This window comes from Salidesulfovibrio brasiliensis JCM 12178 (assembly GCF_001311825.1).
GTDB classification, from domain to species: domain Bacteria; phylum Desulfobacterota; class Desulfovibrionia; order Desulfovibrionales; family Desulfovibrionaceae; genus Pseudodesulfovibrio; species Pseudodesulfovibrio brasiliensis.
The window spans coordinates 75435-96918 of sequence record NZ_BBCB01000001.1 but is presented as its reverse complement, the minus strand read 5'-3'; the positions used below and the strand labels follow the sequence as shown (position 1 = coordinate 96918).

At 56.3% G+C, this 21484-nt stretch carries 24 protein-coding genes and 1 tRNA gene; 9 read left to right on the top strand and 16 right to left on the bottom strand.

All coding sequences use genetic code 11. The annotated features are described in order from the left end of the window. Position 1: 1 nt before the first annotated feature. From rapZ to pyrG, 11 genes are all read right to left on the bottom strand, one after another. Positions 2-883, bottom strand: a complete 882-nt coding sequence (gene rapZ / locus JCM12178_RS00530; protein ID WP_054648037.1) for an RNase adapter RapZ — start codon at positions 881-883, stop codon at positions 2-4. Positions 884-888: 5 nt separating this feature from the next. Continuing rightward, the gene (locus JCM12178_RS00525) at positions 889-1338 is read right to left on the bottom strand and encodes a PTS sugar transporter subunit IIA (protein WP_054648036.1); all 450 of its coding nucleotides are present in this window, start codon (positions 1336-1338) and stop codon (positions 889-891) included. 3 nt (positions 1339-1341) lie between these two features. Further along, positions 1342-1884, bottom strand: a complete 543-nt coding sequence (hpf, locus tag JCM12178_RS00520; protein ID WP_054648035.1) for a ribosome hibernation-promoting factor, HPF/YfiA family — start codon at positions 1882-1884, stop codon at positions 1342-1344. Positions 1885-1924: 40 nt separating this feature from the next. Beyond that, positions 1925-3352, bottom strand: a complete 1428-nt coding sequence (rpoN, locus tag JCM12178_RS00515; RefSeq protein ID WP_054648034.1) for an RNA polymerase factor sigma-54 — start codon at positions 3350-3352, stop codon at positions 1925-1927. A gap of 236 nt (positions 3353-3588) precedes the next feature. After that, positions 3589-4314, bottom strand: a complete 726-nt coding sequence (gene lptB, locus JCM12178_RS00510) for an LPS export ABC transporter ATP-binding protein (protein ID WP_054648033.1) — start codon at positions 4312-4314, stop codon at positions 3589-3591. After that, positions 4315-4884 (bottom strand): LptA/OstA family protein, encoded by a 570-nt coding sequence (locus JCM12178_RS00505; RefSeq protein ID WP_245628515.1) that lies wholly within the window; start codon positions 4882-4884, stop codon positions 4315-4317. Continuing rightward, the gene (locus tag JCM12178_RS19045; RefSeq protein ID WP_245628514.1) at positions 4881-5150 is read right to left on the bottom strand and encodes an SH3 domain-containing protein; all 270 of its coding nucleotides are present in this window, start codon (positions 5148-5150) and stop codon (positions 4881-4883) included. The genes JCM12178_RS00505 and JCM12178_RS19045 overlap by 4 nt, the downstream gene beginning before the upstream one ends. 1 nt (position 5151) lies before the next feature. Beyond that, positions 5152-5766: an LPS export ABC transporter periplasmic protein LptC gene (lptC, locus tag JCM12178_RS00500; protein WP_245628512.1), complete on the bottom strand. Its 615-nt coding sequence runs from the start codon at positions 5764-5766 to the stop codon at positions 5152-5154. After that, positions 5763-6287 (bottom strand): KdsC family phosphatase, encoded by a 525-nt coding sequence (locus tag JCM12178_RS00495; RefSeq protein WP_054648032.1) that lies wholly within the window; start codon positions 6285-6287, stop codon positions 5763-5765. The genes lptC and JCM12178_RS00495 overlap by 4 nt, the downstream gene beginning before the upstream one ends. Beyond that, positions 6284-7090, bottom strand: coding sequence for a 3-deoxy-8-phosphooctulonate synthase (gene kdsA, locus JCM12178_RS00490; protein WP_054648031.1), 807 nt, complete (start codon positions 7088-7090; stop codon positions 6284-6286). The genes JCM12178_RS00495 and kdsA overlap by 4 nt, the downstream gene beginning before the upstream one ends. Before the next feature lie 7 nt (positions 7091-7097). After that, entirely contained in the window at positions 7098-8735 is a 1638-nt protein-coding gene (pyrG, locus tag JCM12178_RS00485) for a CTP synthase (RefSeq protein WP_054648030.1), read from the bottom strand. A 175-nt stretch (positions 8736-8910) separates the two neighbouring features. Between pyrG and JCM12178_RS00480 the strand changes: the two genes are divergently transcribed. The 4 genes from JCM12178_RS00480 to budA all read left to right on the top strand — a co-directional run bounded on the left by JCM12178_RS00480 (position 8911) and on the right by budA (position 11446). Then, positions 8911-9720 carry a phosphoribosylformylglycinamidine synthase subunit PurQ gene (locus JCM12178_RS00480; RefSeq protein WP_054648029.1) on the top strand — a complete coding sequence of 270 codons (810 nt, stop codon included), beginning with the start codon at positions 8911-8913 and terminating at the stop codon, positions 9718-9720. A gap of 47 nt (positions 9721-9767) precedes the next feature. Next, on the top strand, positions 9768-10208 hold the full coding sequence (locus tag JCM12178_RS00475) for a nucleoside deaminase (RefSeq protein WP_054648028.1): 441 nt from the start codon (positions 9768-9770) through the stop codon (positions 10206-10208). Between the two features lie 83 nt (positions 10209-10291). Continuing rightward, positions 10292-10385, top strand: a tRNA-Ser gene (locus tag JCM12178_RS00470). 323 nt (positions 10386-10708) lie between these two features. Then, entirely contained in the window at positions 10709-11446 is a 738-nt protein-coding gene (budA, locus tag JCM12178_RS00465; protein WP_054648027.1) for an acetolactate decarboxylase, read from the top strand. Positions 11447-11727: 281 nt separating this feature from the next. Here the strand turns inward: budA and JCM12178_RS00460 are convergent, their stop codons facing one another. Beyond that, positions 11728-13416 (bottom strand): potassium channel family protein, encoded by a 1689-nt coding sequence (locus JCM12178_RS00460; RefSeq protein WP_054648026.1) that lies wholly within the window; start codon positions 13414-13416, stop codon positions 11728-11730. 343 nt (positions 13417-13759) lie between these two features. Between JCM12178_RS00460 and JCM12178_RS19040 the strand changes: the two genes are divergently transcribed. Genes JCM12178_RS19040 through JCM12178_RS00445 form a run of 3 tightly spaced genes read left to right on the top strand, consistent with a single transcriptional unit; the run spans position 13760 to position 15530 of the window. Continuing rightward, positions 13760-14329 carry a Y-family DNA polymerase gene (locus JCM12178_RS19040; protein ID WP_054648025.1) on the top strand — a complete coding sequence of 190 codons (570 nt, stop codon included), beginning with the start codon at positions 13760-13762 and terminating at the stop codon, positions 14327-14329. 44 nt (positions 14330-14373) lie between these two features. Next, entirely contained in the window at positions 14374-15063 is a 690-nt protein-coding gene (locus JCM12178_RS19035; RefSeq protein ID WP_054648024.1) for a DinB/UmuC family translesion DNA polymerase, read from the top strand. Beyond that, positions 15060-15530: a LexA family protein gene (locus JCM12178_RS00445; protein ID WP_054648023.1), complete on the top strand. Its 471-nt coding sequence runs from the start codon at positions 15060-15062 to the stop codon at positions 15528-15530. Before JCM12178_RS19035 ends, JCM12178_RS00445 begins: the two co-directional genes overlap by 4 nt. A gap of 403 nt (positions 15531-15933) precedes the next feature. On the opposite strand, the gene JCM12178_RS00435 is transcribed toward JCM12178_RS00445, so the two are convergent. Then, positions 15934-16722: a substrate-binding periplasmic protein gene (locus JCM12178_RS00435; RefSeq protein ID WP_083465655.1), complete on the bottom strand. Its 789-nt coding sequence runs from the start codon at positions 16720-16722 to the stop codon at positions 15934-15936. A 353-nt stretch (positions 16723-17075) separates the two neighbouring features. Next, complete coding sequence (locus JCM12178_RS00430) at positions 17076-17513, bottom strand: alanyl-tRNA editing protein (RefSeq protein ID WP_054648020.1); 438 nt, start codon at positions 17511-17513, stop codon at positions 17076-17078. A 129-nt stretch (positions 17514-17642) separates the two neighbouring features. Between JCM12178_RS00430 and JCM12178_RS00425 the strand changes: the two genes are divergently transcribed. Together JCM12178_RS00425 and JCM12178_RS00420 are read left to right on the top strand one after the other, a co-directional pair. Next, positions 17643-17996, top strand: a complete 354-nt coding sequence (locus JCM12178_RS00425) for a NifB/NifX family molybdenum-iron cluster-binding protein (RefSeq protein ID WP_054648019.1) — start codon at positions 17643-17645, stop codon at positions 17994-17996. Between the two features lie 108 nt (positions 17997-18104). After that, positions 18105-18479 (top strand): bacteriohemerythrin, encoded by a 375-nt coding sequence (locus tag JCM12178_RS00420; RefSeq protein ID WP_054648018.1) that lies wholly within the window; start codon positions 18105-18107, stop codon positions 18477-18479. Here JCM12178_RS00420 and JCM12178_RS00415 read toward each other — a convergent pair whose 3' ends face one another. Both JCM12178_RS00415 and JCM12178_RS00410 read right to left on the bottom strand, forming a co-directional pair. Then, positions 18480-21161, bottom strand: a complete 2682-nt coding sequence (locus JCM12178_RS00415) for a PAS domain S-box protein (RefSeq protein WP_083465653.1) — start codon at positions 21159-21161, stop codon at positions 18480-18482. Between the two features lie 115 nt (positions 21162-21276). Continuing rightward, positions 21277-21459, bottom strand: a complete 183-nt coding sequence (locus JCM12178_RS00410) for a ferredoxin (RefSeq protein ID WP_054648016.1) — start codon at positions 21457-21459, stop codon at positions 21277-21279. Positions 21460-21484: the final 25 nt, after the last annotated feature.

Sequence of the window (21484 nt, the reverse complement as noted above, 5' to 3'; positions counted from 1 at the left end):
ATTACCCCAAGTCCATGTGTCGGTGCTCAAGAGTGACCGAATATCCCTTTTCTTTCAAGTCATTGAAAAGATTCTCAGACACTGCCACCGAACGGTGCCGCCCACCGGTACAGCCTATCGCAATCGTGATTCTGTAGCGGCCCTCTTCTGCATAAAGAGGCAGAATGTATCCTACGAACTCTTTAAATTTCTTTATAAATTCATTTCCCGGCTCGGATTTGAGCACATAGTCGGAAATGACTTCTGTCTGTCCTGTCAGCGGGCGCAGCTCTTCTTCAAAGTGCGGATTCGGCAGGAATCGCATGTCAAAGACGAGGTCTGCCTCAATGGGCATGCCGTATTTGAACCCAAAGGACAGGATATGGATTCGCATACCCTTGGCCGGTTCCTTAACGGTGGACCACTTTTCCTGAATCGTCCGCCTGAGGTCATGAACCGAATACTGCGTGGAGTCAATGACCAGCGCGGCCTGATGACGGATGGGGTCCAGCAGGTCACGCTCTTTTTCCAGCGCCTGTTCCAGCCCGAGGCTGGCGCTTTCCAGCGGATGCGGCCTGCGGGTCATGGCATAGCGTGTGACGAGCGTATCAAGGCGCGCCTCCACGAAAAACACTTCCACGCTGGCCCCAAGGGATTCCATTTCCTCAAGCGCCTGATTCCATTCGTCGAGGAAGTCATCCTGTCGCAGGTCCAGACCAAGGGCGAGGCCGCGGTTCTTGGGGTCTTTGACCTGAAACAGTTCCGTCAGCTTCGGCGCCATGCTCACCGGCAGGCCATCTACGCAGAAGAATCCGAGGTCTTCAAAGACCCGGATTGCCGTACTTTTGCCCGCGCCGGAAAGGCCGGTGACGATGACGACCGGAAAGGTTGTGCGTGATGTCATGGCATTCAGGAGTTTTTGAGTAGCTTCCAGAGTTCATCGCCGGATGCGGCTTCCATAAACCCTTTTCGGAAGGACTCGTCTTTGAGAATTCTGGAGATGTGGGCAAGAATTCGCAAGTGCATTCCGGCCACCTGCTCGGGAGCCAGAACCAGAAAGAAAATGTGGCAGGGCTTGAAGTCTAGGGCGTCGAAGTTGACGCCATCAATACTCCTGCCAGCCACGACCACAATGCGTTCGAGGGTGTCCAGCTTGCCGTGCGGAATGGCAATACCGTCCCCGATTCCGGTGGTTCCAAGCCCTTCCCGCTCCAGAAGCACCCTGTAGGCCGCATCGGTATCTATTTCAGGAAACCGCTTGCCGAGAGGGGCAACCAGTTCCCCGAGGGCCCCGGCCTTATCGGCCGAGGCCAGTTCGGGGATTACAAGATCTTGTTCAAGATAGTCGCCGAGTTTCATTGATTAGCTTCCGGGATCGATAAGGCCGAAGTCACCGTTGTCGCGCTTGTAAATGACGTTGATTCCTTCAGTCTCGCTATTTCGGAAGACCAGAAACTCGTGGTCCAGTGTGTCCAGCTGCATGGCAGCCTCGTCCACGGACATGGGCTTGGGAAGATAGCTGTCCGTACCCACGATGGTCGGTGCGATGCTGCGATCTTCCATGAACGAGAGGTAATCCATTCTCACCTCACGCTCCTGCCGGGCCTTTCGAGTCTTGCCCTTCATCTTTTCACGCTGCTTGCGCAGCTGCGCTTCAAGCTTATCCAGTACCATGTCGATAGTGGCGTACATGTCTTCGGAGGCCTCGACCGCCGAGAGATGCATGGTATCGGCATCGAGGATGACGTCCGCCTTGTGACGGAACTTCTCTACCAGCAGGTTCACCTGAAGCTCCGCATTATCAACATCCTTGACGTACTTGCCAAGCTTGGCGAAACGCTTGTTGGCATATTCCCGAAGATGCGGGGACGGGTCAAAGTGCTTGAAGGTGAAGCTGATATTCATAGAATACCCTCCTGGTTTTGAGGAATGAACAAGCTTTTTGCTAGAAATAGCTCTTGCGCTTGGACGAAGACGGAATGCCGAGTGCAGAACGGTATTTTGCAACGGTCCTGCGGGCGATGTTCACGTCCAGACGCTCCTTGAGAATCTCGCCGAGTTTTTCGTCGCTGAGCGGTTTCTTCTGGTCCTCCTCGCTGATGAGTTGTTTGATGAGCGCTTTCACACTCTCGGATCCGACCTGCGAACCATCGCCGAGGTCGAGGGCACTATTGAAGAAAAACTTGAGTTCGAAAATGCCGTGCGGCGTCGAAACATACTTGCTCGTGGTGATGCGGCTGACCGTGGACTCGTGCATGTTGATGTCCTCGGCCACCTCCTTGAGAATCAGCGGCTTGAGCTTGGTGACGCCGACTTCAAAGAACTCCCGCTGAAACTTCACGATGCTTTCCATGACCTTGTAGAGCGTGCGCTGACGCTGATACAGGCTCTTCATGAGCCAAGCCGCCGAGGCCATCTTTTCCTTGAAATAGTCCTTCTCAAGGTCCGCCCTGCCCTGCACCGTTTCGGCAAGGAACTGGTTCATCTGCAGACGCGGCAGACCGTCCTCATTGAGAACGATCACGAACTCGTCGCCATATTGGTATACATACACGTCCGGACTGACGTAATGCGGCTCGGTGCTGGAGAAGCTGGCACCGGGCATAGGATCGAGCTTCTGAAGCTCGTCCAGGTACCCCTTGAGTTCGTCGAGGGAAATCTTGAACTTGCGGGCAAGCGGCTTGTAACGATGCTTTTCAAGGTCTTCGAGATGTTCGGTCACAAGCGATTCGAGAACCGGGTCCTTGATGCCGAGGACTTCCATCTGCACCAACAGGCACTCCTGCGGCGTACGGGCAGCAACGCCAACCGGATCAAGTCGCTGCATGCGACCAATGACCGATTCTATCAGTTCACCTGAAGCGCCGGGAAGCATATCAAGGAGTTCTTCCATCGTAGCCTGAAGATAGCCGTTATTGTCGAGGTTGCCAATGATAACATCACTGATGGCAACTTCCTGCTCGGTGAAGTCGGAGAGCCTGAGCTGCCAGCTCAGATGACTTTCTAATGACGGCTTGGCCGCAAGACGGGCTTCAAAGGAAAGCCCTTCTTCCGGAGATTCGTACTCGCGGGTCTGGGCCTGCTTGGATGTGCTGGAGAACTCGCCGAGGTAGTTGTCCCAATCGGCGTCGCGCATGGCGGCTTCGTCAGTGGCCTCTCCTGCCTCCTTCAACGCATCGGATTCGGGCTCTGAAGCTTCCTGGGCCACCTCGTTTTCGGACTCCTCAAGAAACGGATTCTCGAGCATTTCCTGCTGCACGGTTTCCACCAGTTCAAGACGCGACATCTGCAACAGCTTGATAGCCTGCTGCAATTGCGGCGTCATGACCAACTGCTGGGTCAGCTTGAGTTGTTGTCTGAGTTCCAGGCCCATATTGCTCTCTATTCGTAGCGGTGTTTCAGTACCGTTTTTTCAACTGTATGATTTTTTCAGCAAATAGCAACGTGAACTGGAACACTTTCCATGCATTGGCTGATAAAGCACATGCGGCAACGTTACTAACTGTGTGCAACTGTTACCATTACGCAACTGCTACACGAATCACGAAAAAACTGTACCAACCTTCAGGCCGGGTGTAAACGGCCAAAGGTGGAAAGTCTTGAAAAAAGCTAGAGAGAGAAGTCTTCGCCGAGGTATATCTGGCGGGCGCGCGAACTCTGGACGATGTCGGCAGGAGTGCCTTCAAGGATGATCGTCCCTTCGTAAACAAGGTAGGCCCTGTCGCAAATATTCAAGGTTTCTCTGACATTATGGTCAGAGATGAGAATTCCGATCCCAAGACTCTTAAGTACGGAAATAATCTCCTGAATATCGATGACCGCGATGGGGTCGATTCCTGCAAACGGTTCGTCGAGCAGTATGAAGTCCGGGTCCATTATCAACGCACGGGCAATCTCAAGCCGCCTGCGCTCGCCGCCGGAGAGGTACATGGACGCCTGATCGGCCAGCTTGGTGATGGTGAACATCTCCATGAGTTCATCGGCGCGCTTTCTCTGCTGCGCGCCGGTCATGGAAGTCTGCTCGAGTATTATCTCAAGGTTCTGGCGCACCGTCAGCTTGCGGAAGATGGAGCTCTCCTGCGGAAGGTAGCTGACTCCGAGTCGCGCACGCTCATGCAGGGGCAACGCGGTGATTTCCTTGCTATTGAGATAGACCGTTCCGGAATACGGCTTCACGATCCCGGCCAGCATGTAAAACGTGGTGGTCTTGCCCGCCCCGTTGGGACCGAGCAGCCCGACCACTTCCTGCTGTCCGAGCTTGAGGTTGATGCCGTGCACAACCTCCTTGTGACCGTAGCGTTTGCTGAGGTTGGCTGCGGAGAGGCCTTTGGTCATCTACTGCACCTCAAGGCCCTTGGGCGCAAAGAATTCTGCCTCCACCCGCTTGCCGTCGCCGCCAACGACTTCGCTACGGTTCTCCCGCGCATAGAAACGAATCTTTTCGCCCGTAATGCTGTTGGGACCGTCGCGCAGGACCGGGTCCTGTTCCATGATAAGCAGTCGCTTGGCAACGAGATAGGTCAGCTTGCCGCACTCGCCGGAGGTCTTGCCCTTTTCTGCGTGGACATTGCCGTTGGCAACGATGCGGTCGATGCCCTGCACGTCAAAGCGTTTGTCTCCGGCGACAAAGAACGCGGAAACCTGATCGGCCTTGAGGGTCAACCCTTCGTGAAGCGCAACCACATTGCCGACAAAGGAGACCACCTGCTTCTTTTCGTCGTAGGTCATGCGATCCGAACTGATCTTGACCGGCACTCCCTGCGGAGCAACCGGCGCAGGCGGGGTCTGCTGGATATCGGCAACCACGGCTCCAGCCCCTTCCGCCGGTGCCGGAGCAGGCTCAGGCTTGGCCGCAGGCTGAGTCTTCGTGGCGGCAGGCTGCTTCACCAGCTTGAGATACTTCACATTGGCGTAGCGATGGCCCGTTTCTCGTCACGCACGGGCGCATCAAGGTCAAACACCGCCACCCAGTCGTTCTTGAGAAAATCAACCCGGACCGTGTCACCCTTCATCAGGGTCTTGACGTGCTTGGTTTTCGGACTGCGGCCCTCACGGACATTCAGATTTACTTCGGCCCGGCGGACTTCGCCCCAATCCGCAGCAGACGCGGGCAGGCTTGCCAGCAACATGAAAAGGACCATGGGAAGAAGGATGACTCTCTTCAGCACCATATTATTGCTCCAGTTCTTCCTCGACCGACACGGCACTGGTGCTGACAACGGCGCTCACGCCGCCCGCCGCAACCATTTCCCGGCTCAACAGGTCGATTTCCACCGCAGTGGCATTCACTTCAAGGTCCGGGCGGGCCACGGTGACGCCACCCTTGATGACCACCTTGTCGATGGCACCAACGTAATCGAAATTCTTGGCTTTTACAGAGAACATGCCGAAACGGCCATCGACGTTGTCATAGAGTGTGAGGTTGTCGTTCTTCTGGTCGACTTCACCGCGATCCGAGCGGACATACACTTCCTTGCGGTCCTTGCCGAAGTAGGCGGTCAGCTGTGGACGTTCCACCACCACAAGCTTCTTGTCCTGATCGTACGAGGCGGTTCGGGCTTGCAGCTTCCAGTCAAGCGTACCGTCACTGCCCTGCTCCAGCAAAATGTCCTCCGCATTGATCTCTGCGTTGGACACCAGCGGGCTGTCCGTCATGCTGACGGACTCATTTTCCGGCTTCGCGGCATCGTCGGACGTGGATGTGTACTGCGTCACAATGTAGCCGAACACGATACCGCTCAGAAAGATTGCCCCCCAGAGCAGGACGGGGCGCAGCGAAAAGCTCAATCGGCCCACCTCTTCCACTGCTGATCCAACAGCCCGCGATGCTTGAGGATAAAACTGATCGCCTCGCGCACCGCACCTTCGCCGCCGCGCCTGTCGGAGATCCAGTCGGCCATTTTGAGGATTTCCGGCACCGCGTTGGGGACGGCCATGGCGAATCCGGCTGCTTTCATCACACCGGCGTCCACCCAGTCGTCGCCAAAAAAGGCCGCTTCTTCGGCCCTCACGCCAACCTTGTCGCATATCTCCATGAAAAGGGGAACTTTTTCATGATTGCCGGGGTAATAATGCTTGATACCCAACTCGCGGACCCGCCGTTCCACCGGCTTCTGGTCCAGTCCGGTGATGACGGCCACTTCAAGCCCTGCGGCCTGCGCGATCTTGATGCCGAGCCCGTCCTGAACATTGAATCGCTTCATGCACAGCCCGGACTCATCATAGTACAGCCCGCCATCGGTGAGCACGCCGTCGCAGTCCAACACAAGGAGCTTCGTCTTTGCTGCCAGATTGATTGCCCGGGTCATGCCGCCACCTCGCGGATGGCCAGAAGCGTCTTCATGAGCTGCTCCACGTCGTTGAGGTGCAAACTGTTCGGTCCGTCGCACAAAGCCTTGTCCGGGTCTGGGTGCACTTCCATGAATACGCCGTCAACGCCCGCAGCCACAGCAGCCTTGGCAAGAACAGGGACATATTCGCGGTTGCCGCCGGAAGAGCTGCCCTGCCCGCCGGGTTTCTGCACCGAATGGGTTGCATCAAACACCACGGGCACGTCAAAGGCGTGCATTTCCGGCACTGAACGGAAGTCCACCACCAGATTGTTGTAGCCGTGCATGGCACCGCGCTCGGTCAGCCAGATATGTTGGTTGCCCGTTGAACGCAGCTTGCCGACCACGTTCTCCATGTCCCATGGCGCAAGGAACTGGCCTTTCTTGACGTTAATGATCCTACCCGTCTCCCCGGCGGCCACCAGAAGGTCGGTCTGGCGGCACAGGAAAGCCGGAATCTGGATGACGTCGGCTACTTCGGCCACTATCGCGGCCTGCTCCGGCATATGAATGTCGGTGACCACCGGAAGTCCGGTGGCCTCCTTCACTTCAGCGAGAATTTCAAGCCCCTTTGCCATGCCCGGACCGCGAAAGCTGGTCACGGACGTGCGGTTGGCCTTGTCGAAAGAGCTCTTGAAGATCAGCGTCACGTCAAGGCGCTCGGCCACGGCCGCAAGTTCCGTGGCGACTTCCAGCGCCAGTTCGCGGCTTTCGATGGCGCACGGTCCGGCAAGAAAGAACAGGCCGGACCGGCAGGCCTCGTAGAGTCTGGCTGCGTCCATGGTATCCCTACTCGCCGTCCTTCACGGTCTTGGCGGCCTTGATGAAGTCGCGGAAGAGCGGATGCGGCCGCATGGGATTGGACTTGAACTCGGGGTGGAACTGGCAGCCGAGGAACCACGGATGTTCCGGGATTTCCACGATCTCTACCAGTTCGCCGTCCGGAGAAGTGCCGGAAAGGACCAGCCCGTTCTCCTTGAGCACTTCGGAGAACTTGTTGTTGAATTCATAGCGGTGGCGGTGACGTTCGTCGATGTTGGTCACGCCGTAGGCGTTGTGGGCGTTGGTATCCTTGTAGAGCTTGCAGGGGTACGCGCCGAGACGCATGGTGCCGCCCTTTTCCGAGGATTCGTCGCGCACTTCGGTCTTCTTGGTGCGGAAGTCGTACCACTCGGTCATGAGATAGATGACGTTATTGGCGGTCGTCTGGTCGAACTCCTCGGAGTTGGCACCTTCAAGCCCGGCCACGTTGCGGGCGAACTCGATGACCGCGCACTGCATGCCCAGACAGATGCCGAAGAACGGCACCTTGTTCTCGCGGGCGTACTTGATGGAAAGAATCTTGCCTTCGACACCACGGGAGCCGAAGCCGCCGGGCACGAGGATGCCGTCGAGATGCTTGAGCTTGCGCTCGTAATTCTTGGGAGTGAGCTTCTCGGAGTTCACGTACTCAAGCTCGACCTTCACCTCGTTGGCCACGCCGCCGTGCACAAGCGCTTCATGGAGCGACTTGTATGCCTCGGTCAGGTCCACGTACTTGCCGACAATGCCGATACGCACCCTGCCGGTGGGATTCTCCAGCGCGTCGCACAGGTCTTCCCACGGCTCAAGGACCGCGTTCTTGGCGGGCAGCTTGAGGAGTATGGCGATCTTCTGGTCAACGCCTTCCTCATAAAAGCTCAGGGGCACCTGATAGATGCTCTTGACGTCCACGGCGCTGAACACGGCGTCGGAGTCAACGTCGCAGAACAGGGCGATCTTGCGCTTGAGGTCTTCGTCCATCTCCACTTCGGAGCGACAGAGGATGATGTCCGGCTGGATGCCGATGCTGCGCAGCTCCTTGACGGAGTGCTGGGTGGGCTTGGTCTTCAACTCACCGGCTGCACGCATGTAGGGCACCAGCGTGAGGTGAATGTAGAGGACGTTCTCCTTACCCAGATCATTCTTGAGTTGGCGGATGGCCTCGAGGAAGGGCAGGCCCTCGATGTCGCCGACCGTGCCGCCGATCTCGATGAGCGCCACGTCTTCGTCCCTGGGCATGCTCAGGACGGATTCCTTGATCTGGTTGGTCACATGCGGAATGACCTGAACGGTGCCGCCGAGGTAGTCGCCGCGGCGTTCTTTCTGGATGACGGTGTTGTAAATGGAGCCGGAGGTATAGTTGTTGCGCTGGCTCATGGGCACATCGAGGTACCGCTCGTAGTGGCCAAGGTCGAGGTCGGTTTCCGCCCCGTCGTCGGTCACATACACTTCACCATGCTGGAACGGGTTCATCGTTCCCGGGTCGACGTTGATGTACGGGTCGAGTTTCTGAATGGTGGCCTTGAGTCCGCGCGCCTGAAGCAAAGCGCCGATGGAAGCTGCCGCCAGTCCTTTACCCAGAGAGGAAAGAACGCCGCCCGTAATGAAGATGAACTTGGTTTTCATACCTCGGAATGCCCCTTGATTGATCCGTTGACGTAAATAAAATGATACCGGGCTCGTGCCCGGCAAATCGCATTGTTGACTGCCGCCCCGCCCGCACGTATGTACTTCCGCAGCAACGCGGCTCACGAGTATTTTGCAGGGCCGCACGGATATGTCAATACGGGAGGATGAATCCATGGCCCGCGTGAACGCACTGGTCATTACCGGATACGGCACCAATTGTGAACAGGAATGCGCACATTCCGTCAGGGAAGTCGGGGCCGAAGCCGCGACCATCGTGCATTTTTCCGATATAGCCCGCGGCCTCGTCCGCATGGAAGACTACAATTACCTTATCTTCCCCGGCGGATTTCTCGACGGCGACGATCTCGGTGCCGCGCAGGCCGCTGCGCACCGCTGGCGCTGGTCCGAAGATAATGAAGGAAAGCCGGTCCTTGATCAACTGAAAGCATTTTTCGACGCCGGCGGCGTCATCCTCGGCATCTGCAACGGCTTCCAGCTTCTGGTGAAGCTCGGCCTGCTCCCTGCCGTGGGCGGCGCATATTTCGAGCGTCAGGTCTCCCTCTCCTACAACGACTCGAACAAATACGAAGACCGGTGGGTGACGCTCAAGGCCAACCCGCAGTCCCCCTGCGTCTTCACCCGGCACATAGACACGCTCTACGCCCCCGTGCGCCACGGCGAAGGAAAGATCATCCCGAAAGATGAAGCATTCCTTGAAGAACTGAGCGCGGGCAACCACATCGCCCTTCAGTACGTTCACCCGGAATCGGGCGATGTGACTATGGATTATCCTTACAATCCGAACGGTTCTCCCCTCGGCATCGCGGGCCTCACCGACCCGAGCGGCCGGATTCTGGGCCTGATGCCCCACCCCGAGGCGTTCAACCATCCGACCAACCACCCGCAATGGACGCGCGGTCAGATCGGAACGCTCGGCACCGCGCTTCTGGAAGGCGGGGTCCGGCACCTGAAGGGAGAATAGCCGTGCGCCCCGCGCCTGTCCCCCCTGTCGGGCCGGACTGGCGGTCCATGATGGAAATCGCACTGCGCGAAGCATTCGCCGCTGCCGATGTGGAAGAAGCTCCCATCGGCGCGGCGCTTTTCACTGCGGACGGCGAGCTGATCGCCTCGGCCCACAACGCGCCCATCACGCTGCACGACCCCACCGGACACGCCGAGGTTCTCTGCCTGCGTAAAGCCGGTGAGACGCTCTCCAACTACCGGCTTCCGGGCACCATCCTCGCGGTCACTCTGGAGCCGTGCATCATGTGCCTCGGCGCGATCCTGCACGCCCGCGTTTCCGGCGTTGTCTTCGGCGCTGCGGACCCCAAGCGCGGCGCACTGGTCTCGAACCTTGAGGGGCACAGCCTGCCGTTTTCAAACCACCGGCTCTGGCACGTCGGCGGCGTGATGCAGGACGAATGTGCGTCGGTTTTGCAACGGTTTTTCCTGAGCCGCCGCAAACGTTGATGAAATTCACGCTTGCATCCCGAGCCATCTGTGTTTATAAACGGCATCCCAATCGGCATTAGCCACATGCCGCACCAAAATGCGGAGAGGTAGCGAAGTCCGGCCGTAACGCGCTCGACTCGAAATCGAGTTACGGGTACCCCCCGTACGTGGGTTCGAATCCCACCCTCTCCGCCATGTAATAATTAAAGAGATTTAAGCGCTTAGCTTGAATCTCTTTATTTATTTTCCACCTTCAGAGCGAAAAGAAAGGGTGAACCAAGGCAGTCAGCCCCGGGCCGTCCCTGTTTACGATCGTTAGACTGGAAGAATAACCAATGATGATAAGGCAAACAAGCCTTTGCAATCGATTGCAAGCAGGGATTGAACGAGAGTTTCTGATAATTGGTACATGATTGGCTTACAACCAAAAGGCGGGCTGCTCCGGTAGCCTGCCTTTTTCATTTTTGCTATGCCTAAACGCAATAGACAACCATACGCATTTCTCGCTGGAGGCTATCATGACGCATCGCTGGACAGCCGCACTCCGGTCCGCCCTTGTCTGTCTGCTGCTGGTATTCTCCAGCTGTCCGTCTGTCCATGCGGACGAATCGGTACTGTTTCAAACCGGCAACGGCAATGCACTACTTGCAGGCGTATACGACGGCAACACCACCTGTGCCGAATTGTTAGAACACGGAGATATGGGCATCGGTACTTTTGACGGGTTCGATGGCGAAATGGTGATTTCCGGTGATACCGTCTACCAGATTCGGGGAGACGGCAGCGTACATGTCGTGCCCCCGCAGACCACAACACCCTTTGCCATGACAAGTTTTTTCAAGGCCGACCAGCATCTGACGCTGACCGACGTAACCAGCCGGGAGGATTTCCTCCAGCGTCTTCAACAAGAAATTCCCCGCAAGAATCTTTTTTACGCTATCAAGGCCACAGGCTTTTTCGAGCACATCAAGACCCGCAGCATTCCCAAGCAGCAAAAGCCTTACCCGCCCTTGTCCGAAGTGGTCAAAACCCAGCCGGAGTTCGTCTACGATCACACCGAAGGAAGCATTATGGGATTCTATTGCCCCGAAGTGACCAAGTCCGTCGCCGTACCCGGATTTCATTTACACTTCCTGAGCAAGGACAAAGATGGCGGCGGCCATCTGCTCGAACTCCACACCAAAACCATAACAGTTGAGCTGGATACGATTTCCCGGATGTATCTCGTGCTGCCTACTGATGCATTCGCACAATAGGTGGAGTTTCCCATGGACCTTTTCCGAGGGCTCCATGGAGTGAGGACGAATCGCGAACATCTCTACTGTCTGTTTTTGAAATGTACCTCGTATCTCCATTCCAGCTTGCCATAGGGATGAACCGGGCAGCCAAGAATATGCCACGCGGCGTGTGCCCTTATTGCGGGAGCACGAATGAAAAGGGGGGTGAGAAGGTTATGTCATGCCCCCCCTTGGGAATGATGAACGATAAAAGATAGGACTTGAGGCCTTTTGGTTTTCGATTTCCACCTTCCCCAGAATCAAGCCTGATACTTATCCAAAAAGCGTCGTTCGTCCTCGACCGCGCCGATGACGAGGAGTGAGGAGCCCTTGCCCAGCGGGGTGGTCGGGTCCGGGTTGATTTCCATTTCATCGTCACGGGAGACCGCAATGATGCTGCAACCGGTGTCGTCGCGGATGCTGCTATCCATGAGCGTCTTGCCAGCAAGTGAGGGGCCGACCTCCACACGGAAAATGTTCAGGCCCTCGGTCAGGGTCATCACCTTGCCCGGACTGAGCAGGTTGATGATCGTGTTGGCCGTCATGGTGGCGTAAGACATGACAAGATCGGCCCCGGCCTTGTGCAGCACGTTGATATTTCTGTCGAATGTCGCACGGCTGATAATCTGGATGTCCGGCCTGAGCCGCCTGCAATAGATCGTCAGGTAGATGTTCAGGTCGTCGTTGTGCGTGGTGACGAAAACCGACGGCGCGCTGTCGATGCCCGCTGCTTTCAATGTCTCAAGGTCCGAGGCGCTGCCATGAACGTAATGGATGTCGTCGTGAATGAGTTTGGGATTCTTCTCCACGATCTTGTAGTCGATGTTCCGCTGTTCAAGCACGTTTGCGGCTGACTGCCCCACCCGGCCGCCGCCGAGGATCAGGACCGGGGCCTCCATGGGCGGCGCTTCGCCAACAAAGTCGTCGTAGGCATCCAGTTGCTCTTCGGTTCCTGCCAGAATCATTATTGTTTTTGCGCTGATGACGGTCTCGGGACGGGCTGGCACCAGACGGCCGTGCTCCCAGAGGCCGACGATGTTCATGCCAGTGGCGTCGCGCAGGCCGCTGTCCTTGACCGTCCGGCCCACAAGCGGCGTGTCCACGGCGGGCGCCTCGGCAATGTTGAGTTGCTTGATGCTGCCTATGATGTTGCTGCGCGTGCCGGTGCCGAGGGTGCGCCGGGCGAGCATCTCCCCGAGCATGTACATGAACTGGAAGACATGGCTCGACCCCGCCAGTTGTAGGATATCAACCGATTCCTCGGAATCGGCGTTGGCCACCACCTGCACGTGCGGAGCAACCTCGCGGATGGTATAGGCCGCGTTGGTGTTCTTCATGTCGTCGCTCAAAAGCACCACCATGGCCGCCTGATCGGCCCGCAGGAGCGAATAGGTCTCCGGGTTGTCGGAGTCGCCCACCACGGCTTTGTACCCTTGATCGACCAAATCCAGCGCGTGGTTCACCTCATTGACCAGAATGCAGTACTGATAGTTGAATTGCCGGACGCGCGAGGCCAGACTGAGGGCCACCCTGTCGGAACCGATGATGATGAGATGTCCCGAAGTATCCTCGGGCAGTTCGCGCGCCGCCCTTGATTTGCTCTGAGCTTCAAGGAACGGCGCGTAGAAAAACTGGATGAAGGTGAACGGCAGCATCACCAGCAGAAAAACAATGCCCGACATGAGCACGCAGAGGGAAAAGATTCTCCCTATGTCCGAGGTGAAGGTAATATCCCCGAAGCCGAGCGTGGACATGACTGTAAGCGTCCAGTAGATGCCAGTAATCCATGAATAATGCTGCCCTTCCATCTCCATGAGCACATGAAATATGACGCTGTACATCCCGATGAAAAGGCACAGGAACAGAATGAACCTGATGAGCGAATGCAGATTGCGCTGCGCCCGACGGTCGTGAAAGAAATACAGCAACTGAGAAGGAAGAAATTTCATTATTCTGGCTCTGCCTTGCGTTTTGCGACCAGCCGAATCGAATGGTCAGTCAATCATTTCGCCAGCTGCCGACTCATTGCGATGGCGTGCAGCATTCCGTCACCCTGAAGGGCCTTTCTCAAGAGCCCTGCCCCCCGTGCCCGTCCTCAGGAAGAGCGACCAAGGCGTTGGCCACAAAGGAGATTCGGGTTGCCCAAAGCTATCATGATCCGAATTTGAGAGCTATCCCTGTTTACGCTTCACGCCCCCATGCGTGCGCTCAATGCACAATAACCGCCCTGTCCGCATTGACACCGGCACATGTTTTTCTTAGGTTGACAAAAAGTAAACAGAAGCAAAACAAATGCACTTCGGACTCATGGACTGCAACAACTTTTATGCCTCGTGCGAGAGGCTGTTCCGACCCGACCTGCTCGGGCGGCCCGTTGTCGTGCTCAGCAATAATGACGGGTGCGTCATCGCCCGCTCCGAGGAGGCCAAGGCGCTGGGTATTCCCATGGGCAGACCGTATTTCAAGGTTCGGCCACTGATACAAAAACACGGGGTGAGCGTTTTTTCCAGCAATTACGAACTGTATGGCGATATTTCCGCGCGGGTCATGCGGACGGCGGCGGGCGTGTTGCCCTGTACCGAGGTCTACTCCATCGACGAGGCCTTCCTGCACATCCCCCCGACCGTGGATGCGGAGGCGGCGGCACACCGGGTCAGGCAGCGCATCCGGGACTGGGTGGGGATTCCTACCTGTGTCGGCATTGCCAAAACCAAGACGCTGGCAAAGCTCGCCAACAAGATCGCCAAGATTCGGCACAAGCGCAATCCGCCGGAAGGAGGCGGCGTGTTCGTGTTTCCGGAACCGGGTGATTGGCAGGACAGAATTCTGGATGCCCTACCGTGGATGATGTGTGGGGAATAGGCCGAAAATCAACCGAGAAGCTCCGAGGTTTGGGAATCCGGACCGTGCGGCAGCTCCGGGACGCCGACACCAACAGGATACGGAAAATCCTGAGCATCCGGGGCATGCATACCGTGCTGGAGCTTCGGGGCCGCTCCTGCGCCGACCGCCCGCTCCCGTCCAGTCGGAAGTCGATCCGCTCCTCGCGCTCCTTTGCCAAAAAGATCACGGAACGTGCCGACCTTGAAGAGGCCGTGGCCCATTTCACCGCTCGCGCCGTTGCCAAACTCAGAAAACGGGGTCTCATGGCTTCGGGCATGAGTGTCTACATCCGCACCTCATATTTCGACGGAAGCCCTCGCTGCCAAGAAACATACTCCTGCGCCCTGCATCCGCCGACAGCCGACACCGCGCGGCTCATCGGCCTCGCATGCAAGGGGCTGCGCTCCATCTTTCTGGACGGATTCCGGTACGCCAAAGCCGGAGTCATGTTTTACGGACTTGAGCCGGAATCAGGCGTGCAAGGTAGCCTCGTATCCATTTGCGAGGGAACGGAGCTGCAGGAACGCAGGCAACGGCGGGCCATGGCGGTTCTGGATACCGTAAACGAACGCTTCGGACGCGACACGCTCGGGTTCGCTGCCCAAGGGCTATGCTCTGACGCACACTGGCGCACCAAGCGCGACCACCTCTCTCCGAATTACACCACCTGTTGGCGGCAGATTCCGGCAGCATGCTGCGGAGAGCCCTCATGACGCAATCGTTTTCACTCGACCAGCAAACGGGATTCGTGTCCCCTGCCGACGACTACCTGAACGATCCGCTCGACATTTTCAAGCGGCTGGTGACAAACCGGGACGCCACCTTCTTTTTTCGTGCAGCCGGGCACGACATGGAGGGATGCGCCATTTTTGACGGGGATACGCTGGTGGTGGACCGCTCAAGGGTTCCGGGGCATGGCTCCGTGGTGATCGCGTCCGCGCACGGGGAGTTTCTGGTGCGCCGGTGCCGGGAGGTGGCGGGCGGACTGCACCTGCACACGGTCCCGCCGGACGGCGACACGCGGGAGAACGATGACCCGGAAGCGGAAATATGGGGCGTGGTGACGGCGTGGTGCGCTTTTTTAATTGGAGCCGGCAGCGGACGCAGGCTTGAGCTTCCCGAGATCGATGGGTCGACGAGTGACATCATATCCTTCAACTTCAGGGCAGCCGCATCATAAGCGCGAGTGCAGGTAACGGTCAGTCCGGCTTGGGGGGAAAGCTGAACAAGGAGCGCGGCCGAAGTATCGCTTCCGAGATGGTAAAACAACGCATCATGTCCGCGATACTGAAAACTCTGTGCATCCGGCACCTGCGGCTCAACTTCGCCGGAAAGGGAGAAACGATAGGTCGAATCACCCTTGGTGTAGACAACGAGTGCGGCCGCACCTCCGCCTTCCGCACGGGTCAGCGTGGCAGCCGACGGAACCGCCTTTGCGGCCTCGGCCTTGAGCGCCTTGAGGCTGAACCCGGCATCGGGATTGATTGCGGACTCGAAATCAAGTGCGTGGGCAACAGAAACCATCAAAAAAAGAAACAGAAGGGAAAAACGTATCTTCACACCAGCTCCCTTGCTACGTGGCGTTATTCGAATTGACTCAAAATACGCTGAAATACGCCCTGCTCTCGGGCGCGCTCAATATTGGCGTTCAGCTCCGGCAAACGGGCTTCCCACTGAGGGATGTTATTGAACACGAAGCGCAAATCCACGGAATCCACCGGGTTGGAAGCCACATGGAAGTTGTCAGGCGTTAGCTCTGCCTGGCTTGCGATGTACCAGCGCGCCGTGCTCTGGTCCAGAACGGCGGCATCAATGCGCCCTGCCTTGAGCATCCGCATAAGCGGTTGCATGCCGTTAACATTGTAACGAGTGGCCCTGCCTTCGTCGAATAGCGGTTGCACTGCGGGATAGAAGTAGTTCTTGATGCAGCCGATGACCTTGCCTTCAAGACAGTCAATCCCGGTAAACTCCAAAGGCCTTTGCGCCGGTGAGTAAAGCACGTTGAGGGATTTCATTACCGGCACCGACCAAAGCAGGTCGTGCTTTGGGGACATCCACTCTTTGGCTTCGAGACGAACGTGGACCGGCCCCTTGGGCGGATAGAGATAGAGTCTTGCGGCGGGATAGGGAAGCACTTTCATGCGCACCCCTTTAGGCAGAACAGCGGCTAGAAACTTTGGAGCTGCCCCTTGAGGCTCACCGTCAACGACCATTTCAAAAGGAGGCCATCCCCGGGAAAAAAGGGAAAAAATGATCTCATCATCGGCGGCATGCACAGGGAGCGGCACCAACGATAAAAACAAGGCAAAGAGAATCCACACCCCGCATGGATGTGCGAGATTCTCCGCTCTTGTAAACCACCCGCCTGACATACAACACCTTCCCAATGATTAGTGCTCGCCCTAGACCTAAACCAAAATACTCAGCATGCCAATACAAAGCGCCAACCGTTTAGAATGGCTTCCACATCTTTCCGGTATCACAAGATTTGTCTTCTAAGAATCATATCATCGCCTCACTCTTGAAACAAATGTTTAAGACTCTCTGCCCCGGAGGGTCAGACAATGGGGAGTCTCGTGCAAATCAAGTATTGCAAAAGGTGCGAAGCCTATACGTACCACCGGTATATCAATCCGCTACGGAATGTATACGTCGTTAGAGCATCATGGGAATGTGTTTCCTGTGGCGAACGGGCGCGTAAGCAGTCGGCGACCGAATACGCAGTCTAGCGGGCTTCCAGTTTGAAGCGAATTCGCAGCGTTCCCTCATCAAAACCATGGGTTGTCAAACGAAACATCCCAACTTCACGAGTGTTTGACACATGCTCGCCAATACACGGGCAACTGTCGAAATCCCCTATATGGATAACTCTTACGGTATCCACTCCCTCCGGGAGCCGTCCAAGATCGTAACGATTCGCCGCCTCGTCGAGTTTCAACGTTTCTTCACGCACGGCCAGATTTCGAGCGAGCTGCTCGTTAACGAGTTGCTCAACCTGTAGAGCCTCGTCCGCCGTGAGATCCCTGTCGAACCGATAGTCGCACTTGGACTTCTTGGGATTGATATGTGCGCTGTAACAGCGTCCCCTGCCGAAAAGCCGAACCATGACCCCATTGAGCACATGTTCGGCGGTATGCATCGGGGCTACGTACTTCTTGCTCATGCCGCTCCATCATCAGCTTGTCCTGCAAACATATTTCCTACTTGACACGTCGTCATTAGGAACCGCTTTCATTTTCTTTCCGCATGGTCTATAGGCTTTTGCCAAACCAAACAAGCCAAGAGGTGAAACATGAAAATAGCAGTTCCTACCCGAGACAACATGGTGGACGAGCATTTCGGCCATTGCCAGCATTTTACCATTCTCACCGTCGAAGACGCCAAGGTGGTCGGCGATGAAACCCTGCCCGCTCCGGAAGGCTGCGGCTGCAAGTCCAACGTGGCCAGCGTTCTGGCCGACATGGGCGTAAAAGTTCTGCTGGCCGGAAACATGGGCATGGGTGCCGTACAGGTGCTCGGCCAAAACGGAATTGAAGTCGTCCGCGGCTGCTCCGGTCCGGTCAAGGACGTTGCCGACCAGTATCTTGCCGGAAACGTCAAGGACCAGCAGATTGCCTGCAATCATCACGACTGCGGCAACCACTAGAACGTTCTCCATCCTCTCGGCCGGGGCATTTCGAATGTGTCCCGGCCAAATTCTCCTCCCCTTTTTTCTCCGGCAATGCTATCCTCCTACAAGAGAAGGGAGGACCAGATGCCGATCATTCGCTGGGACAACAGTTTCGATACGGGAATTGAAAAGGTCGATGAGCAACACCGTAAGCTTATTGAACTGATCAACCTTGCTTACGACGCCATAGCCAAGGGCCGCGAAGAAGAAACGGTCCTCAAGCTGATAGACGGGATGCTCGCCTATGCTCAGGAACATTTTGAGTATGAAGAGCAAGTCATGCAGGAGCGTGGATACGACGGTCTGGACAACCACCGGGAACAGCATAGGAAGTTCTGGGAAGAAGCAGAACGATTCCGCAATAATTACCCGCAGAACACCGAGGTCCTTCAGATATTCACCTACCTGAACAAGTGGCTGGCCAACCACATCCTTCACGAAGACAAGAAGTTCGTCTAGTTACTCGTCCGCTTCGGGGAGACGCCCTTTTTTCGGCAGTTCAACAATGAATGTCGTGCCCTCGCCCTTTTCACTCTTGCACAGAATCGTTCCCTGCAGCCGCTGGGTGATGAGGTTGTAGACTATGTGCATGCCGAGCCCGGTCCCCCCGCGACCACGCTTGGTGGTGTAGAACGGGTCAAAAATGCGGTTGCGCGTGTCTTCGTCCATTCCGACGCCGTCATCGGCATAGACCATTCTCACGGACTCCTCGCCGTCCTCGACCGTGATTCTGATGTTTCCAGACTCAATCCCGTCAAAACCATGCTTGAGAGTGTTCATGAGCAGATTCGTGAGCACCTGCATGATAGCGCCGGGGTAGCTGTCAAGCTCTGCCTCGTCACCTTCCACGCTGACCGTGTGCTGCGTTCTCTTGTACTTGGAGCGCAGACTGAGAAGCACTTCGTGTATATAACCCTTGAGCTCGAAACGACGGCGCTCTTCCGAGGTCTGGTCCACTGCAACCTGCTTGAAGCTCTGGATCAATTCCGAAGCCCGGCTGAGGTTGAGCAGCACGGCCGAAGAAGACTCCATGGACAGGTTGATGAATTTTTCGAAATCCGAACGCTTGAGCTTGCCTTCGGCATAAAGCTTCTCCATTTCATTGGCTTTTTGCTGAAGGAATGAAATCGTCGTGACGCCGACACCGATTGGCGTGTTAATCTCATGCGCAACACCGGCCACAAGCCCCCCGAGCGACGCCATTTTCTCGGACTCAACCAGCTGTTCCTGCGTTTTCTTCAGAGAATCGAGTGACTTTTTGAGTGCGTTGGTTCGCGCCTCAACACGTTGCTCCAGTTCTTCGTTCAATGCCTTCAGTTCATCCTGCGCTATCTTGCGCTCCGTACTGTCCAGCCCAACGGAAAGCACCGCGCTAAGCTTGCCCGTGGAATCAAACAGAGGCTTGCTTGTCCACGAAACCCAAAGCTGCCTGCCATCCCTGCAGACGTTCCACATTTCGGCATAGTGATAATTATCCGGGCTTGTCGCTATGGTCTTGACCAGCTCCGGCAAGGCTTCCTGCGCTTCTCCTTCGGGCATTATCGTATCCGTCATCCGCTTTCCGACAAGCTCCTCCTCGCTAAAGCCGAAGAGGTTCACACCGAATTCATTGGCAAATAGAATGGTGCCGTCGGTACTCCATCGCAAGATGACGCTCTGGGCGTCCTGAACGAGATCACGGTATTTTTCCTCGCTGAGTCGAAGCTCTTCCTCGGCCTGCTTGAGTTCGGTAATGTCCTCGACCGAATACATGATACGCTCACCGGAACGAGCCGAAAATCGCATGCCAGCCAGGCGGACGGGAACCACGTTGCCGTCACGCCGCAGAATCCACTTTTCCACGGACCGGACCTTGCCATCCTCGTCCGGGTGCAGCTCGGGATCGTCCTTGACCGGCAGACAGTCGATGAACAGCGCCCCCACAAGCCCTGAAGGTGTATCGCCGATTATTTTCGCAAAGGAGTCATTTACATCGGTGAATTTACCCATTCCGTCCACAACCGCCAGCCCGATTATCGCCTGCTCGAACAGCATCCTGCTGTACTGCTCGTTGGCCCGAAGCGCGTCCTCGGCCATTTTCCAGTCCGTGACATCGCGCCCTTCGGCAAGCAGATACATCACGTCTCCTCCGGCGCCCCTGATCGGCTTGATGGAAAAATCCACCACGCGCAGGTCGCCAAGGAAATTCTTGTGAAAAGCCTTGCCACGCACCACTTGCCCTCTTCTGGCCTTTTCCACTGCCTCCCTGCAAAGCGTGGATTGCTCCTCGGAATAATTCCACCAGTCCGTATCCCAGAAATACTCGCCGACCACGTCCTTCGGCATGGCCCCGAGAAAACCGAGCGCACTCTGGTTCACACGCATGAGCTGGCCCTCAATGTTCATGAGGCCTATGAATTGGTAGGTCTGGTTGAAAATGGCTTTGAAAAGGCCGAAAGTTTGGGCCATCTGGCGGTCAGCCTTCACGCCCTGCCATATTGAGATACACGCAAGCAGCACGATGATGACCGTGATGCCGAGCATGGTCCACAGCTGGCTTCGTATGAAGGTGGAAACCTCGCGGTCAATGTCATCGAGATAGAGTCCGGAACCGAGAACCCAGCCCCAAGGCTCAAAGCCCTCCACGTACGAAATCTTCTGCTCTATCTGGTTGCGCTGATCCTGCCATTGCCAGTAATACTTGACAAAACCGCCGCCCTCACGCTCAACGATCTCGATGAACTCCCGTATGAGTTCCGTACCTTCAATATCTTCAAGGTCAATAATGAGTTTGTTTTCAAGCTCGGGCCGATACGGATGCATGAGCATGACGCCCTGCATGTCGTTGACCCAGAAATAGTCCTTCTTCTCAACACCGAACCGCATGGTCGCGAGCAAGGAGAGCGCACGCTTTTGCGCTTCCTTGCGGGAGACGATGCCAGCCTGCTCAAGCTTGTATTGACGGTGGATGATGTCGAGACCGAGCTGGACGACGTTCCTCACGCCATCGCGCTTCTGGCTCATGAGGCTTTTCTTGAACTCGGGAATCTCGACGAAAAAAATGGCAATGACAAAAAGAACAAGCGACATCAGCGTGGGTATTGCAACCCTTACCCAGATGCCGCGTGATGTAACCTTTTCGTCCTGTGCTGTAATCGTCATGCCCTCACCTTCATGGTGCTGTTCGTCAGCTCGTCATAAGGTAATCATGTAAAGGACATGCCGATATTATAATAACGGGACGCCCTTCTTGAGCGTCCCGTTAAAAAAGTACCGTCTACTCTCTTGAAATCGCTTCGGACGGGCAGGTGTCGATGCACTCGTCCACGCAGTCAGCATCGGAATCCGGGGCAATCACAACCGCCTTCTCCCCGTCGCCATCCATTTCAAATACATCAGGACACAATTCCACACAGGTTTCGCAACCAATGCATTCATCAGCGTCGATAACAATGGCCATAGATTCCTCCTTGGAAAGATAATGA

What these genes read in the sequence shown, in the direction of transcription:
- rapZ (WP_054648037.1), bottom strand. Translation starts at nt 883, where the DNA reads ATGACATCACGCACAACCTTTCCGGTCGTCATCGTCACCGGCCTTTCC.
- JCM12178_RS00525 (WP_054648036.1), bottom strand. Translation starts at nt 1,338, where the DNA reads ATGAAACTCGGCGACTATCTTGAACAAGATCTTGTAATCCCCGAACTG.
- hpf (WP_054648035.1), bottom strand. Translation starts at nt 1,884, where the DNA reads ATGAATATCAGCTTCACCTTCAAGCACTTTGACCCGTCCCCGCATCTT.
- rpoN (WP_054648034.1), bottom strand. Translation starts at nt 3,352, where the DNA reads ATGGGCCTGGAACTCAGACAACAACTCAAGCTGACCCAGCAGTTGGTC.
- lptB (WP_054648033.1), bottom strand. Translation starts at nt 4,314, where the DNA reads ATGACCAAAGGCCTCTCCGCAGCCAACCTCAGCAAACGCTACGGTCAC.
- JCM12178_RS19045 (WP_245628514.1), bottom strand. Translation starts at nt 5,150, where the DNA reads ATGGTGCTGAAGAGAGTCATCCTTCTTCCCATGGTCCTTTTCATGTTG.
- JCM12178_RS00495 (WP_054648032.1), bottom strand. Translation starts at nt 6,287, where the DNA reads ATGACCCGGGCAATCAATCTGGCAGCAAAGACGAAGCTCCTTGTGTTG.
- kdsA (WP_054648031.1), bottom strand. Translation starts at nt 7,090, where the DNA reads ATGGACGCAGCCAGACTCTACGAGGCCTGCCGGTCCGGCCTGTTCTTT.
- pyrG (WP_054648030.1), bottom strand. Translation starts at nt 8,735, where the DNA reads ATGAAAACCAAGTTCATCTTCATTACGGGCGGCGTTCTTTCCTCTCTG.
- JCM12178_RS00480 (WP_054648029.1), top strand. Translation starts at nt 8,911, where the DNA reads ATGGCCCGCGTGAACGCACTGGTCATTACCGGATACGGCACCAATTGT.
- JCM12178_RS00475 (WP_054648028.1), top strand. Translation starts at nt 9,768, where the DNA reads ATGATGGAAATCGCACTGCGCGAAGCATTCGCCGCTGCCGATGTGGAA.
- budA (WP_054648027.1), top strand. Translation starts at nt 10,709, where the DNA reads ATGACGCATCGCTGGACAGCCGCACTCCGGTCCGCCCTTGTCTGTCTG.
- JCM12178_RS00460 (WP_054648026.1), bottom strand. Translation starts at nt 13,416, where the DNA reads ATGAAATTTCTTCCTTCTCAGTTGCTGTATTTCTTTCACGACCGTCGG.
- JCM12178_RS19040 (WP_054648025.1), top strand. Translation starts at nt 13,760, where the DNA reads ATGCACTTCGGACTCATGGACTGCAACAACTTTTATGCCTCGTGCGAG.
- JCM12178_RS00445 (WP_054648023.1), top strand. Translation starts at nt 15,060, where the DNA reads ATGACGCAATCGTTTTCACTCGACCAGCAAACGGGATTCGTGTCCCCT.
- JCM12178_RS00435 (WP_083465655.1), bottom strand. Translation starts at nt 16,722, where the DNA reads ATGTCAGGCGGGTGGTTTACAAGAGCGGAGAATCTCGCACATCCATGC.
- JCM12178_RS00430 (WP_054648020.1), bottom strand. Translation starts at nt 17,513, where the DNA reads ATGAGCAAGAAGTACGTAGCCCCGATGCATACCGCCGAACATGTGCTC.
- JCM12178_RS00425 (WP_054648019.1), top strand. Translation starts at nt 17,643, where the DNA reads ATGAAAATAGCAGTTCCTACCCGAGACAACATGGTGGACGAGCATTTC.
- JCM12178_RS00420 (WP_054648018.1), top strand. Translation starts at nt 18,105, where the DNA reads ATGCCGATCATTCGCTGGGACAACAGTTTCGATACGGGAATTGAAAAG.
- JCM12178_RS00415 (WP_083465653.1), bottom strand. Translation starts at nt 21,161, where the DNA reads ATGACGATTACAGCACAGGACGAAAAGGTTACATCACGCGGCATCTGG.
- JCM12178_RS00410 (WP_054648016.1), bottom strand. Translation starts at nt 21,459, where the DNA reads ATGGCCATTGTTATCGACGCTGATGAATGCATTGGTTGCGAAACCTGT.